This is a genomic window from Streptomyces yunnanensis, from assembly GCF_029011865.1.
Classification (GTDB): domain Bacteria; phylum Actinomycetota; class Actinomycetes; order Streptomycetales; family Streptomycetaceae; genus Streptomyces; species Streptomyces yunnanensis.
In genome coordinates this window covers 9,535,210-9,549,843 of sequence record NZ_CP095749.1, presented here as the reverse complement: position 1 = coordinate 9,549,843, position 14,634 = coordinate 9,535,210, and the positions used below count along the sequence as shown (strand labels likewise).

The 14,634-nt window shown below is 70.1% G+C and carries 13 protein-coding genes; 9 read left to right on the top strand and 4 right to left on the bottom strand.

Annotated features, from left to right (window positions below; all coding sequences use genetic code 11):
* Window positions 1-153 precede the first annotated feature (153 nt).
* The 3 genes from MOV08_RS42070 to MOV08_RS42060 all read right to left on the bottom strand — a co-directional run bounded on the left by MOV08_RS42070 (window position 154) and on the right by MOV08_RS42060 (window position 2,510).
* Window positions 154-720, bottom strand: coding sequence for a helix-turn-helix transcriptional regulator (locus tag MOV08_RS42070; RefSeq protein ID WP_159030996.1), 567 nt, complete (start codon window positions 718-720; stop codon window positions 154-156).
* Window positions 721-1,353: 633 nt separating this feature from the next.
* A complete protein-coding gene (locus tag MOV08_RS42065; RefSeq protein ID WP_275312042.1) occupies window positions 1,354-1,593 on the bottom strand; it encodes a cold-shock protein in 240 nt (79 codons plus the stop codon).
* 161 nt (window positions 1,594-1,754) lie between these two features.
* Window positions 1,755-2,510 (bottom strand): alpha/beta fold hydrolase, encoded by a 756-nt coding sequence (locus MOV08_RS42060; RefSeq protein ID WP_039639528.1) that lies wholly within the window; start codon window positions 2,508-2,510, stop codon window positions 1,755-1,757.
* A gap of 309 nt (window positions 2,511-2,819) precedes the next feature.
* Between MOV08_RS42060 and MOV08_RS42055 the strand changes: the two genes are divergently transcribed.
* Window positions 2,820-4,172 carry an NAD(P)/FAD-dependent oxidoreductase gene (locus tag MOV08_RS42055; protein ID WP_275311442.1) on the top strand — a complete coding sequence of 451 codons (1,353 nt, stop codon included), beginning with the start codon at window positions 2,820-2,822 and terminating at the stop codon, window positions 4,170-4,172.
* 350 nt (window positions 4,173-4,522) lie between these two features.
* Here the strand turns inward: MOV08_RS42055 and MOV08_RS42050 are convergent, their stop codons facing one another.
* Window positions 4,523-5,044, bottom strand: coding sequence for a hypothetical protein (locus MOV08_RS42050; protein ID WP_275311441.1), 522 nt, complete (start codon window positions 5,042-5,044; stop codon window positions 4,523-4,525).
* 279 nt (window positions 5,045-5,323) lie between these two features.
* Between MOV08_RS42050 and MOV08_RS42045 the strand changes: the two genes are divergently transcribed.
* From MOV08_RS42045 to MOV08_RS42010, 8 genes are all read left to right on the top strand, one after another.
* Window positions 5,324-6,163, top strand: a complete 840-nt coding sequence (locus tag MOV08_RS42045; RefSeq protein ID WP_039639525.1) for a patatin-like phospholipase family protein — start codon at window positions 5,324-5,326, stop codon at window positions 6,161-6,163.
* Window positions 6,164-6,738: 575 nt separating this feature from the next.
* Window positions 6,739-7,458 carry a thioesterase II family protein gene (locus tag MOV08_RS42040; RefSeq protein WP_052287264.1) on the top strand — a complete coding sequence of 240 codons (720 nt, stop codon included), beginning with the start codon at window positions 6,739-6,741 and terminating at the stop codon, window positions 7,456-7,458.
* Window positions 7,459-7,486: 28 nt separating this feature from the next.
* Window positions 7,487-7,765 (top strand): hypothetical protein, encoded by a 279-nt coding sequence (locus MOV08_RS42035; protein ID WP_275311440.1) that lies wholly within the window; start codon window positions 7,487-7,489, stop codon window positions 7,763-7,765.
* On the top strand, window positions 7,762-8,649 hold the full coding sequence (locus MOV08_RS42030; RefSeq protein WP_039639523.1) for a beta-ketoacyl-[acyl-carrier-protein] synthase family protein: 888 nt from the start codon (window positions 7,762-7,764) through the stop codon (window positions 8,647-8,649). The genes MOV08_RS42035 and MOV08_RS42030 overlap by 4 nt, the downstream gene beginning before the upstream one ends.
* A gap of 36 nt (window positions 8,650-8,685) precedes the next feature.
* Window positions 8,686-10,857 (top strand): iron-containing redox enzyme family protein, encoded by a 2,172-nt coding sequence (locus tag MOV08_RS42025; protein ID WP_275311439.1) that lies wholly within the window; start codon window positions 8,686-8,688, stop codon window positions 10,855-10,857.
* Complete coding sequence (locus MOV08_RS42020; RefSeq protein WP_275311438.1) at window positions 10,857-12,041, top strand: acyl-CoA dehydrogenase family protein; 1,185 nt, start codon at window positions 10,857-10,859, stop codon at window positions 12,039-12,041. Before MOV08_RS42025 ends, MOV08_RS42020 begins: the two co-directional genes overlap by 1 nt.
* The gene (locus MOV08_RS42015) at window positions 12,038-13,144 is read left to right on the top strand and encodes a cytochrome P450 (protein WP_275311437.1); all 1,107 of its coding nucleotides are present in this window, start codon (window positions 12,038-12,040) and stop codon (window positions 13,142-13,144) included. The genes MOV08_RS42020 and MOV08_RS42015 overlap by 4 nt, the downstream gene beginning before the upstream one ends.
* 184 nt (window positions 13,145-13,328) lie before the next feature.
* Window positions 13,329-14,633, top strand: coding sequence for a lysine N(6)-hydroxylase/L-ornithine N(5)-oxygenase family protein (locus MOV08_RS42010; protein ID WP_039639516.1), 1,305 nt, complete (start codon window positions 13,329-13,331; stop codon window positions 14,631-14,633).
* The last annotated feature ends 1 nt before the right edge of the window (window position 14,634 follow it).

The window sequence follows — 14,634 nt, the reverse complement described above, 5'->3', positions numbered from 1 at the left end:
CGGACCGGAGTGGCCGAATCCGGTCGGTCCGGCCACTGTCGATATCCGTTGCTCCTACAACGCGGCTGCCGTCCGGGGCGCGTGAGAACGGTGGGACGAAAGCCTAGTGATGATGTCGCGCCCGACGTCCTGGAATCGGGGACTTGACCGCCATCAGTTCGGCTGGCAGCCGAGCATCAGTTGCAGCCGCGCCTCTCTGGCGACGCGGGCCAGGCGCATGGGTCCGGAGATGGCGCACTTCGTTCGGATCCGGCGGACGTATGTCTCCACCGTTCCGACGGCCACGCCCATCCGACGGGCTGCCTGCGCGTGGGTGAGCCCGATGGCCAGATAGCCGAGCAACTCCGCCTCCCGCGGTGCCAGTTTCGGGGTGACCGGGCTGCTGTTGCCGCGAATCAGGTCCGCCACCGGCCGGTGCAGATAGGTGTGGCCGCGGGCCACGCGCAGCACGGCCTCCCGGAATGCCTTCGCGTCGGCGTCCGTGGTCAGATAGCCGTCGGCTCCGGCATCGAGCAGGGCCAGGGCAGCCGCCGTGGTGACCGATGTGCACAGCAGCACCACACGGCAGACGACGGCCAGGTCATGGGCCAGCCGCAGCAGGCCCAGGTCCCGCCGCGAGTGGAAACCGAGGACGAGCACGTCGTAACCGGACAGCTCGTCGACCGCCGGCATCTCCGAGAAACACCGTATCGACCGGATCTCGGGAGTGGATGCGAACATCGGCGGGATTCCGCGGCGGATGACCGGGGCCTCCTCCACCACCGCGACGGAGATTCCCGCGTACCGGCGGGCTTGCCGATCCCTCGGACGAGGTAAGCCAACAGACTCGTGCTCCACTGCCATCTCATGCTCCCTCGCGATGAATTCACGACCGCCCCGGGGCATGCGGGGCAGATCGGAGTCCCATCGGCCGGCCGCTCCTCGGTGGCAATGCCTTACTTCGTCAGGGGTCGGTGAAAGCGAATGACTTTCAGGGAATTCCCGACCCATTGCGCCAACAAGCAGAGAATCCCTGCGGTCGACACTTCACCAAGACTCGGGCCACGTGGCCCGGCGTTCCCGGGGATCTCACCCGCATGGGTGATCAAGGTCTCGAGGCAGCCGGGGCGGGGCGGGGCGGGGCGGGGCGGGCCCTCGCGCGCCCCGACGCCGGTTCCCGGAGGTGTCGCCTGGCGCAGCACCCCGCCCGATCACCTCCGTGGTCACCGATGCCGGCCCGAATCCGTCGAGGAGGTCGCCGGTGACCAGGCGCTGCCGCGACCGCGGTCGGACATGAGCAGGACAGCGGGCCCGCACCGGGGCCAGCCGATCAGCTGACCCCCGTACGGGCCCGTCACCGTCCCAGAGGGGCGCCTACTCCGAGCGGACCCGGTCGGCCTGCATCCCCTTGTGCCCCTGAACGGCTTCGAAGGAGACCTTCTGCCCGTCCTTCAGGGACTTGAAGCCGTTTCCCTCGATCGCCCGGAAATGAACGTACAGATCGGGCCCGGATTCCGGCGTGATGAAGCCGTATCCCTTTTCATCGGTGAACCACTTCACGGTTCCGTTCTGGCGTTCGGCCACGGGTTTCCCCCATCGCCAGTAAGCAGTCATCGGCATCGGCAAAGCCAAAAAGCAGCATGGCACGCGACTGCCCCTGGAACGGCAGAACAGCCCATGAACCACCCGAGAAGGGATGGCAGGTGCAGCCCTCGACGGAAACGTCGGGGGCCCGCTGCCCGATGAGCCCGGCGGGGTCGTGCCGCGCCTGGTGATCAGGCGCGCAGGAAGGCTTCCAGGGCGGTTGCGAAGGCCACGGGGAGTTCGTACATCGGGTAGTGGCCGGAGTTGGGCAGCGTCTCCAGTTCTGCCTGTGGGTAGTGGGTCAGCCAGGTGCGGCGCATCGCCTCGGCGTTGAGGGCGAGGTCGTGTTCGCCGATGAAGACCTTCACCGGGAGGGTGTTGCCGGCGACTTTGGCTGCGAAGTCCTGGGTGGTCCAGTCGGTCAGGTAGGCGGCGACGGCCTCCGGCCGGGAGACGTCGACCGAGCGTGCCGTCATGGCGTCCAGCCAGCGGTCGCACGCCCGGTGGCCGGTGACCAGGTCGAGGATGGCCCGCCGGTTGGGCGGGTTCTGCGCCGCACCGTGGAAGAGGTCGTACGCATCGCCCTCCAGTACGTAGGCACTCGCCGGGACCGGGGCGACCCCGACCAGTTTGCGGACGCGGCGCGGCGCCTCGACCAGGATGCGTTGTGCTGCCTTGCCGCCCATCGAGTGCCCGATCACGGAGAACGTGTCCCAGCCCAGTTGGTCGGCCAGGTCGAGCGCGTCCGCGGCGATCTCGGCGAGGGTGAACCGGCCGTCCACGTCCCGCCGGTCTCCGTAGCCGCGGTAGTCGAGGAAGGCGTAGGCGAACTCCTTCGGGTCCAGGTAATCGAGGAACGGGCCCCAGGCCGCGCTGGTGCCGAACCAGTCGTGCAGCACCAGGACCTTGTGCGCGCCGGAACCGATGGCGCGGTGACTGATCGTCATGTCGGGAGCTCCCGTCGCGTGGAGTGGCGGCCGATATCTTCCCCCTCAGCGCGCCGCTACGCGGCCGCTCCCCCGGATGCCCGATCGACTGCCGGAATCGGCGCGGGCCGGTCTGTGGCCCCGCGCGACAGAAGCCAGGCTGTCGAGCGCGACGGCGCTCACGGTGCCGAGACTGCGCCCCCTTGCTTCCGTGCTGACGGAGCGTTTCCAGATGCTCACGCCTTTCGGCATATCCGTCGGCCCATCGGGGCAGGGAAGGCCCCTGGAACAGTGGGGTTCGACCCGTGGTGGGAAGGGAGCAGCATGCGCATGGGTAGGGGCGTTCGACATGCGGTGGTGATCGGGGCGGGCATGGCGGGTCTTGCCGCCGCCCGTGTCCTGGCCGACAGCTGCGAGGCCGTCACCGTCATCGAACGCGACACGCTTCCCCGCGGGTCCGCGCCCAGGGCCGGGGCGCCGCAGGGACACCACGTCCATGGCCTGCTGGCCCTTGGGGCCGAGGTGTTCGAGGGGTATTTCCCCGGGCTCCGGGCCGAGCTGGAGCAGGCCGGTGCGCCGGTGTGGGACTGGGGCGAAGGTCTGTGCGCCGTGCTGCCCAACGGAACCCCGCCACCCACACCGATGGGCATGCCGATCCAGACGTTCTCCCGCCCCTTCCTGGAGCACGCCCTGCGTCGCCGGGTGGGGGCGTTGGAGCCCGTCACGTTACGAGACGGGCTGACCGTCACCGGGCTGCGCACCGCCGGCCCCGGCAAGGTCGTCGGTGTGCGCGTCAAGGACGGCGACGGCGACGGCGAGGAGGAGATCGCCGCCGACCTCGTGGTGGACGCCTCGGGTCGTTCCTCCCATCTGCCGCGATGGCTGGCCGCCCTCGGTCTGCCCAGCCCCCGTGTGACGACCGTCGACGCCCAGGTCGGCTACGCCTCACGCACCTACTCCTTCCCGGAAGGACAGGCCCCGCCCTCATGGATGGGCGTGCTGCAACCCCTGCGCGCCCCCGACTTCCACAAGGGCTGCTACGCGATCCAGATCGAGAACAAGGCACTCCACGTCACCCTGCACGGCGCCAACGGGACTCAACTGCCGCACGACGACGAGGACTTCCTCGCCTACGCCAAGACGTTGCGCGGTCCCATCGCCGACGTCATCGCCCCCCTCACCCCCACTTCCGCCGTGCGCCGCTACGCCCGTACGGTCAACCGCAGGGTCGCCTACCACCGCCTTGCCCGCTGGCCTGACGGGCTGATCGCCCTGGGGGACTCGGTGTGCGCCTTCAACCCCGCCTACGGGCAGGGCATGACCGTCGCCGCCCTCGAAGCGCGCCTCCTGGAGCAGATGCTCCGCGGGCGGCGCACCCGCACTCCACTCGACGGGCGGGTCTTCCAGCAGCGGCTGGCGCGCATCACCGCCTCCTCATGGCTGATGGCAACCATCCCCGACCGTGCCTGGGAAAGGTCACGGACCGCCTGGCCCGTCAAGGCCGGCAACTGGTTCATGAACCGCCTGATCGACACCGTCCCTCACGATCCGCAGCTCTACACCGCCTTCTCCGGCCTCTTCCACATGACTGCGGGGCCCCTGACACTGGCCGACCCACGCCTACTGTCCCGGGTACTCATCGGCCCGCGCCCGGGCACAAGCCTGCGCGCGGCCACGGCCTGAATCCGTTGCCGAAGGCGGAGCGGTCGGCGCCCTGGATCCGGACCGGCAGTTGTCCGCGCGGATCAGCGCAGCGATCGAGGGCGAGGTGGTGGTCGCGGTGGCGGTGGCGGTGGCGGTGGCGGTGGCGGTGACAGGCTGTCCGGCACCGGCGGGCTGTGACAGCGCCGCCGGTGGCCGCGCCGCCGGCCTCGCTGACCGATGGGCTGTGGTTCGCCGCGGAGCCGGCCGACTCCCCAACACCGTTGCCAGGGCGGTGATTTCGGCAGGTCGCCGCGTTGTTGCGGCTGGCGCTGACGGCCACCTTCCGCGGCCGTCAGCGCCGGACGGAGGTCCTACCCGTCAATCCCGGGTCAGCCGATGCCGACCTTGGACGGGGCGGTGGTCCAGTCGGTGGCGATGGCGCTGCGTGCGGCGTCGAGTTGGACGGTGCCGTCGCACACCGCCGTCTTCAGCTGGTTCTCCACGGAGTCCTTGCTGGCCGCCGGCTCATCGCCGTAGCGGGGCTCGGGCCACAGGTTCTTCGGGTCGCGCGGTGCGCCGCCCAGTTCGAGGGGGACGAGGTGGTCTTCCTCGTAGTCGGCGGTGTTGGTGTCGGAGTAGCCGTACTCGCCGATCTGCTTGATCTTGAGGGGGGTGGTGTAGGAGACCGGCGGGCGAACGGTCTTGGTCCAACCAGGCACACAGATCGTCGACTGGATCGTGGACTGGGTGACGTCGGGGTTGTAGGCACCGGGCTGGCAAGCGGCGTCGGGCAGCGGCAGGTACGACTGGGAGCAGGTGGCTGCGTGGGCGCTGCCGGTGGTGAGGGTGAATCCGGCGACGGTGAGCGCGACGGCCGTTATCGCAGAGGAGAGTCGTTTCTTCGATCGCATGGGTGCTCCATGTGGGGGATGGCCCGGCAGGGTCCCGGGCACGTGGCGCCATGGCAGCAGCCGCACGGTCTATGCGGGTAGACGCTGGTGATGAACAAAAGATGTCCATGCCGTTTTCTGACCGTCTGGAGGCCGACTATTGGCCAACTCATGCCCTACATAAGGTGTTTTCGCGTCGCATCGGACCGAACTCGAGCCGGCAGCAAAGCTGACGGGACGTGATCCACGCCGGTCGTGCGCCCCATTCCCACACCCGCATTCCAGGCATATCATCGCCGGATGACTCGACGTGGGCTGGTGCTCGGCAGCGGCGGTGTGGCGGGAGTGGCGTGGCAAACGGGACTGTTGGCCGGGCTTCTCGAAGGAGGCGTCGACGTCCTGGATGCGGATGTGGTCGTCGGCACCTCTGCCGGGTCGACGGTGGCCGCACAGATCACCAGCGGACTCCCGCTCGGAGATCTGCTCGCCCGCCAGGTCGATCCGGCCCTTCAGGCTCCCGAACTGTCGCCCGTCCTCGACGCCGACGACCGCTTGATGCTGTTGCTCGATGCGCACGACGGCGCCACGGACGCCCTCGACGTGCGGCGTCGGATCGGAGCAATGGCACTGGCGGCGCCGACCATCACGGAAGCCGAGCGGCGCGCCGTGATCGAGGCCCGGCTGCCGTCCCGCAGTTGGCCCGAGTCCGGGCTGAGGATCGTGGCCGTGGACGGGGAGACCGGTGTGGAGCGGGTGTTTGACGCGGCTTCGGGCGTCGATCTCGTGGATGCCGTGGCGGCGAGTTCCGCCGTTCCCGGAGCCTGGCCACCCGTCACGATCGACGGGCGTCGCTACATCGACGGCAGTACCCGCACGGCGGAGAACGCCGATGTCGCTGCGGGATGCGAGCGGATCCTCGTGCTCCAGGTCATGCAGATTCCCGGCAACTCCGACCTCGACGAGCAGGTGGCCGCGTTGCGTGAGCGGGGGGCGAGGGTCACGGTGATCCGCCCGGACGACGCCGCGGCGTCGGCGATCGGCCCGGACGTGCTCGACCCGGCAGTGCGGGAGGCGTCGGCTCGTGCCGGTCACGAGCAGGGGCTGCGTGTGGCGGCGTCGGCAGGCGCGTTCTGGCGTTAGGGGCGCGTCCAAAGGCAGCGGACGGCGCCGGGGACCGCTGGCGCAACGCGTGCAGGCAGTGGGCGAGGTGACTTGGAGGCATCGGTCGATGCCACCGCCGTAGCGGGGCGTACTGCCTGCGCTCCGTCGTCGCCAGGCTGTCAAGCGAACGACCAAGCCATCTTGTGGACTTGTGCGGGCGCCGCCCTGCCGGCTCGCGTGGTGCGGGAACCGCAGGGGAACGCGGGGTGACTGACCGGGTGGCGGCCGTCCGCCGGCCATCGACCTGCGGGGTTCACGTCGATCGTCGACGGATGTTTCGTCTTGTGGTGTGCCTGTGGGCGTTTTGATCATGGCTTGATCTCTACTCCTGGATTCCGGTTGCGCATTCCTCTCCGTGGCCGGAATTTGCTGACTTGGAGTCTTCTCCGAAGCTTTACAAACACGGTTGCTACGTCTTGACAAGTATGTGCTGCGGCCATCAATAATCGGTGCCCGGATCATCCGCCAGTCGACCCGCGGTCGACCGATGAGTGTGCGCCAGAGTTCGCTGCACTGACCACGACCTTGTTGTGCGACAGAAGCGAGGAACACCGGTGGAATCGTGGTTCGACATGGCCCGTGCCGTGCCATCGGGGTGGCCCCGTACCTACTGCTTTGCGCATGCCGGTGGCCGGGCGCAGGCGTTTGTGGAATGGCAGGAGGCGTTGGCCGGAGTGACCGCGCTGGTCGCGGTCACTCCGCCCGAGCGGACCGATATCGACACCGTATGCGACAGGGTCGCCGAGCTGATCGCCGCGCAACGCACCGGCCCGTTCCTGCTGTTCGGGCACAGCCTCGGGGGACTGATCGCCTTTGAGGTGGCCCGCAGGCTCGGCAACCGGCCCGCGCATCTGATCGCTTCCGGCTGTGTGGCGCCGAGTTTGCATCCGACGGCGCGGATGGTCGAGGTGGCGGGGCTCAGCGGGCAGAGCCTCACCGAAGCGCTCGCCGTCTACGGCGGGTTGCGGCCGGAGATTCTGGCCGACCCGGAACTTCAGGACTTCATACTCCCCGACATCCGTGCCGACTTCGAAATGGTCGCGAGGTACCGGTATCGCCCCGCCGCCGCGCTGCCGTTCGGCGTCTCGCTCGTCAATGGTGAGGACGATCCGCTGGTCCACCGAGATGACCTGGTGGACTGGACGCGGGAGTGCACGGGGAAGCCTGAAACGCGCTGGGCGACGGGTGGGCACTTCTTTTTCGAGGACCACCCCGAAGCGGTCACCGAAGTAATCCGCCGCGCGGCGGAGGCGTTGCCGGTCGAACTGATTTAAGCCCCGGCAGCGAATGAGAAAGGGAAGCATGACCGACCAACACAGTAATGCCGTCGCGTTTGCCGAACTGCATCGATTAGCGGACCACTTCTTCCACGGGCGCGCCGACCTCGACGACGCCGCCCACCGCCTCCAGGCAGGCTCCCAGGCCGGTGCGGAGGTGCTGCTCCCCGCACCGGCGGTGCCGCGGGTGGCGTCGACCGCGGTGCTGGACGCGGCAGCCGAACCAACGGGGCCCGGCACGTTCGGCTCCGCCACGTCGGCACTGGGCCCCACCGAACCCAACGCTCTGCCGAGCGGGTCATGACCCCCGTCCACCTCCTCTCCCCCGGCTATGTGCTCGGCGAGATCGAGCAGGAACATCACGAGATTCCCGGCTTCGCCGCGCGTGCCCGGGAGTACGGCATGCAGCCGGACGCCGGGCTGTGGGGTTGGGGCACGGTCCATCGCACCGAGAGAGCGTTGGAGGAGTTGGTCGTCGAGGCCGGCAAGGCGGTCGTCGGCTCTGCGGACGTGGACTTCCTGGTGGTGTGCTCGACGCGGTTCCCCGGCGACGCGCACACCCATGGCGGGTTCATGGAGACGGTCCTGAACGGCCTCGGCCTCGACTGCCCGTTCCTCGGCCTGACCCTCAACCGCTGCACCAATCTGGTGAGCGGGCTCGGTGTGGCCGAGGCCCTGGTCCGAAGCGGCGCGTACCGCAACGTCCTGGTGATCACCGCGGACCGCTGTGCCTCGGAGTCCGCCCGGATGGAGAACTTCGCCCTCTTCAGCGACGGTGCCGCCGGGTGCCTGGTCACCGCGCACCCGGGCGAGTACGAGGTCCTGGGCTCGGCGAGTGCACAGGACCCCGGGGCGCTGGAGTGGCACAACGAAATCAGCGCGGACCTGTCGCGGCAGGTCAACGACCTTCTGCTGGCTCCGCACGGACTGGTCCCGGGCGACCTGGCCGGCGTGTTGCACAACAACCTCTACGTGCCGATCGTCGTGATGAAGGAACGTTTGGCCGGATTCACGCCCGCGCAACTCGACACCACCAACACCGCCAGGACCGGCCACTGCTTCGCCGCCGACCCGCTGATCAATCTCGTCGACCGCCGCACCGAGCCGGGCGGGTACTACCTGCTCGCCGCGAGCGTGCCGGGTTCCCGCGCCGCCATGTTGCTGCGCAAGGCCCCACCACGGCCCTGATCCGCACCCGTCCGAGGCCAGTGTCCGGAGGTATCCATGTCTGCTTTCGCCCTGCCCGACACGTTCGTCGTAGCGCCCCTGTCCACTTCCGAGTTCGACCCGGCTGCCGTCGCGGCGGCCGGCGAGGTGATCGCCGCGGGCCCTGAGGCCGTCTACCACCGTCTGGTCGGCGACCAGGAGTCGGAGGTGGTGTTCCTCCTCGCCCGGCATGTGCTGAATGGTTTCTCCACCTGTGCGCGGGGGCCCTCCGATCACGCAGCGGAGGCGCGCGGGGCCGACCGGATCGCCGAGCGGACGGCCCAGGTGCGTCGGCAGATCACCACGATGCTGCAACCGCTGCGCGACGCCGAACCCCGGGTGCGCGAGGCCGTGGTGGCCCAGCGGGCGCCCCTGGCGCTGATCGGCGGCTGCTGGCTGGACTCGGTGTCCCAGCCCGCCACCCAGCCTTCGGCCGCGGTCAACGACCTGATACGCCATCAGTTCGCCTGGCGCGGCGAGGGAAATCCGCGGCGCGCCCTGCACCAGGTGCGCGGGCATGCCCTGGAGGAACTGGGCGTCTACCTGCCGGACGTCACGGCCCCGGACTTCCTCCAGCGGGCCGAGGCGCGCCCGCTCACCGCATGGCACGGCGCCTACTACCTGAGCCTGGCCAGGCTGCCCGCGACGTTCCTGCCCGAGGTGGTCGGCACCCACTACGTCGTGGCGGCTCTCGGCATCGACGAACTGCTGCTCGGCACGCGGCCCATGCTCGACGCAGCGGATCTGCGGGCCGCCCTCGCCGACTACCTCGCACTGGCCCCGGCGCCGGTCAGAAGCAGAGTGGCGGCCGCGGTCGGACAGGCACTGGCCAGGGAGTCGGAGCACGCACGGCTGCTCGTCGACGTCGCCGCCTGGCACGCCGGCCTCTCGCTCGACGCGCAGGTCGCGCGGATCGTGGCCAGGCACGCCCCGTTCGCGGGCAAGCAGCACCGCAACGTCCGCGTCGGCGGCCGGCCGCTGACCGAGCGCTTCGCCGATCCCGACTTCGACCTGACCGCGTTCGTCGACGACTTCCGGAGCTCACGCCAGTTGCAGCCGCGTGCGGGTGGCTGCCGCTTCCTGCGGGCCATCAAGTTCGGCGGCCCCATGTTCGGCATCTTCGACGCGCGGGAGGCGGCGGTCTTCGAGCAGTGGGCCGCGGCGATCGCGGCCGGGGAGCTGCCCGACGTCGCACTCACCCCGAACACGGCCGGTGACGAGGCCGCACGCGCGCTGACGGAAGCGATCGGCGCGCCCCCGCCCGACGTGCGTCTGAAGGCCGCGGTCCGCAACGACGACCGCGACTTCCTGCACCGGCTGGTCAACATCGAGAACTTCCCCAACGCCCTGGCCCTCGCGCGCGCCCACGCCGAGGAGGGACTGGCCCGCGCCGAGCTGCTGTTCACCCACGGCGGCGACGGCGTCCTCACCGACGCGAGCTGGTTCGACTACTCGCCCTCGGCGCTCAACGCACGCGTCGACCGCATCTACTGGGACAAGCTGGTCGACCCGTACCGGCCGCTGACCGAGATCCCGGACCGCGACGAGGTCGTCTTCGGTCAGAAGACCTTCGCGCTCGGCAGCATGATCGACGGCGCGTGGGCGCACCGCATCGGCGCAACGGGCCGCTTCACCCGCCGCAGCGACGGCATGCTGTACTCGATCTACGCCGACGAGATGGGCCGCGGCGACATCACCAAGAACCACATCACGCTGATCTACCAGGTGCTCGCGAGCATGGGGATCGAGGTGCCCCACCTGCGCGAGGCCGCCTTCCTCGACCAGGACGAACTGCCCGACCACCTCTACGGGTTCTCGCTGTTCCAGCTCAGTCTCGCGCTGTTCCCGGACTCCCGCTACGACGAGATCCTCGGCTACAACCTGGGCATCGAGATGTTCGGACTGGGCACCATGCGCATGCACGAGATGCAGAAGCTGCGCCACCACGGCTTCGACGTGGCCTACGAGGAGGCGCATCTGTCCATCGACAACGTCTCCGCCGGCCACGCGCGCCAGTCGGCCGAGCTCATCATCGCCTATCTGCACGACGTGGCGCAGTTGTCCGGGACCGACGCGGTGCCGGCGCACTGGCGGCGCATCTGGCGCGGTTACGCCTCCTTCGCCTACTTCATCGAGCACGAACTGGTGGCCGGCCTCGCCCGGCACGAGTCCGCGGACGTGATCATCTGATGCCCTCCCCCACCACCGTCCCCAGCACCTTCGACACCCATCTCCTCGCCCTGCCCCTGTACGAGGACCACCACCGCGAGCTGGCCCAACGCCTGGTGACCTGGTGTGCCGAGCAGCGGGAGGTGCTGGCCGGCGCCGGGCGGCCGGACGCGGTCGGCCGGCGGATCCTGCGCGCGCTCGGGGACGGAGGTTGGCTGGCGTTCCTCGACGGTGGCCCCGACGACTACCGCGCACTGTGCCTGGCCCGGGAGGCGCTGGCCTACGCCGACGACCTCGCCGACTACGCGTTCTCCATCCAGGCACTGTCGGCCACCCCGCTCCGCCGGTTCGGCACCGACGAGCAGCGCCGCCGGTATCTGCCGGGACTGGCCGCCGGCACCCTGTGCGGCGCCTTCGCGGTGTCGGAGGAGGGCGCGGGTTCGGACGTCGCCGCGATCGGACTGGCGGCGCGCGAGACCGCATCCGGCTGGCTGCTCAACGGTGCCAAGGCGTGGATCGCCAACGCGGGCATCGCCGATGTGTACACGGTGATCGCGCGGACCGGCCCGGGGCCGGGCGCGTTCGGGCTCAGCGCGTTCCTCGTCCCCTCGGACACCCCCGGTCTGCGCGTCGAGCCGGTGCCGATGATCGCCCCGCGAGCCCTCGGCCATCTGGTCTTCGACGACTGTGCGTTGCCGCCGGAGGCACTGCTCGGCGCCCGTGGTGGCGGGTACCCGATCGCGATGGAGGTGCTGGGCCGGTTCCGGATGACGGTCGGCGCCGCCGCGCTCGGCTTCGCGCGCCGGGCCGCCGACGCGGCGTTGGCCAGGTCTCGGGAGCGGCCCATGCAGGGCGGGAAGCTGTTCGATCTGCCGACCGTGCGCGCCGCCTTCGCCGAGATGGAGGTCAAGCTCGACGCGGCCGCGCTGCTGGTGGCCCGGTCTGCCTGGGAGATCGACCGGGGCAGTCCCCGCTACGCCCGGCACTCCTCGGTGGCCAAGCTCTACGCCACCGAGGCCGCGCAGCAGATCGTGGACAGCGCGGTGCAGGTCTTCGGCGCGGCCGGACTGGTCCACGACAGCCTGTTGGAACGGCTGTACCGACAGATCAGGTCGCTGCGGATCTACGAGGGCTCGTCGGAGGTCCAGCGGGCGATCATCGCGGCGGCGATCGATCCGGACCGGACGCCCCGGGGGGAATCGTGACGCGGTCGGGTCCGGCGACGCTCGACGCGGCGGCCACCCACCCCGACCCCTATCCGTTCTACGCCGATCTGGTGGCCGAGCGGCCCTTCGGCCGTGACGCCGACAGCGGGCTGTGGGTGGCGGCCGGCGCGGCGGCGGTGTCCGAGGTGCTCGCCGATCCGGTCCTCGGGGTCCGGCCGAGCGCCGAGCCGGTGCCGCGCGGCATCGTGGGCACCCCGGCCGGCGACGTGTTCGGCGAGCTGGTCCGGATGACCGACGGTGCCGCGCAGGCGCAGCGCAGGCGGAGCCTGATCGCGGCGCTGGACACGGTCACCGAGGAACAGGTCGTCGCACTGGCCGGGGAGCAGGCCGCCCGTGCGACCGGCTGGTGGGACCTGCAGTTCGGCGTGCCCGTACGGGTGGTGGCCGCGCTGTTGGGCGCGGGCGGGGACGTCCCGGTCGAGGCGGCCCGGCTGATCGGCGACTTCGTCCGCTGCATTCCGGCCTCGGCCACCGCCGAGGACCAGGCCGCCGCGGCCGTAGCGGCCGGGCGTCTGCTGGACCTGCTCGGCCCGCACCTGCGGGCCGGGGGCGGCGGTCTGCTCGGCGCACTGGTTCGCTTGTCCGCGCGTGATGGTTGGCCGCAGCCCGCCCCGCTCCTGGCCAATGTGATCGGTCTGCTCTCACAGACCTATGACGCCACCGCGGGGTTGGTCGGCAACACCTTGCTCGCGCTGGCCCGGCACGGCCGACCGGACGATCTGGCGGCCTTCGTCGCGGAGGTGGTCCGGCACGACGCGCCCATCCAGAACACCCGTCGGTTCGCGGCCGGTGACACCACCGTCGCCGGTCACCACGTCCCGGCGGGCTCGACGATCGTGCTGTTGCTCGCCGCGGCCAACCGCGACCCGCTGGCCAATCCCGATCCGCACGCCTTCCGCCCGGGCCGGGCGGATCCGCAGGTGTTCACCTTCGGCCGGGGAGCCCACCGGTGCCCCGGCCGCGCCCTGGCCACCGCGATCACCGTCGGCGTGGCCTCCGCGGTGACCGCGGCGCCCGTCCACGAGGGTCACCACCCCTCGTTCAACGCCCGCATCCCCGTCCTGAAAGGCCAGTTCCCATGACCCGATTACGGCTCAGGCACGCGGTGCGCGGCAGCGCACGAAGAGCGCCGCGGACACCGGCCGACGTGCCCGCGAAGCCGTGGCCCGGCGCCTGCCCGGCGCTCCGTCGGCCGTCCTCCCCACACGCCAGCGGGAGCGCCACCGGACTCACGAAGTCCTTGACCGGAAACGGGGGCGACGCACCATGATCGACAACAACCACCACAGTGTGCTCGGCATCGGTGTCGGACCGGCCAACCTCAGCCTGGCCGCGCTGCTCTGTCCGCACCGCGACCTGCCGAGCCTGTTCCTCGACCGCAAGGAAGCCTTCAGCTGGCACGACGGTCAGCAGATCCCCGGCACCACACTCCAGGTCACGATGCTCAAGGACCTGGTCAGCCTGGCCGATCCGACCAGCAAGTTCTCCTTCCTCAACTACCTGCACGACCAAGGGCGGATCTACCACTTCGTCAACGCCCAGTTCGACGCCGTGCCGCGAGCGGAGTTCCGCAACTACCTGGAGTGGGCGAGCTGGCGGATGAAGAACATCGTCTTCGGGGAGGAGGTGCAGTCGATCGACTTCGACGGTGTCTTCCGGGTGCACACCGACGAGCGGGTGCTGACCGCGGACAACATCGCCGTGGGCGTCGGCAACCGGCCCTGGATCCCGCCGGCCGCACAAGCCGGGCACTCCCGCAGCCAGTTCCATGTGTGCGACTTCGTCGAGCGGGCCGTCGACCTCGGCGGCAAGCGCGTCGTGGTGGTGGGCGGCGGGCAGTCGGGCGCCGAGGCGTACCTCGACCTGATCTCCCGCGAGGGCGACCAACTGCCCAGCCGGGTCTCGTGGTTCTCCCGACGCCGCAACTTCCTGCCGATCGACGACTCGCCGTTCACCAACGACTACTACATGCCGTGCTATTCGGAGTACTTCTACGGCCTGGAACGCGCGACCCGTGAGCGGATCAACCAGGAGAACGTCCTGTCCAGCGACGGCATCTCCGAGCCGACGCTGCGCGCGATATACCAGCGCATCTACCACCACCGGTTCATCGCGCGCTCGCCCGGCCTGGTCCGGCTGTACCCGAACCGTGAGATCACCCGCGTGGCCAGGGCCGGTGCGGGCTGGGAGCTGACGGTGGTCAACAGCGACCGCCCCGACCAGCCGCAGCGCGTGACCGCCGACGTGATCGTCTGGTCCACCGGCTTCCGCTCCGGACTGCTGGACCTGCTGGCGCCCCTGACCGACCGGCTGGAGTGCGACAACGGCGAGTACCAGGTGGACCGGGACTTCGCGGTGCGCTGGGACGGCCCGCCGGACCGCAACATCTTCGTCCAGAACGCGACCCCCGCCCAACGCGGTCTCGCCGACAAGAACCTGAGCCTGCTGGCGTGGCGCAGCCAGCGCATCGTCGACCGTCTGCGCGGTGTGCAGCGGGAAGAACAACTCTCCTCCTTCGTCGCATGGGCGGACGAAGGCAGCGAGGAGGGCGAGTTGCGAGGGAGGGTGTGAG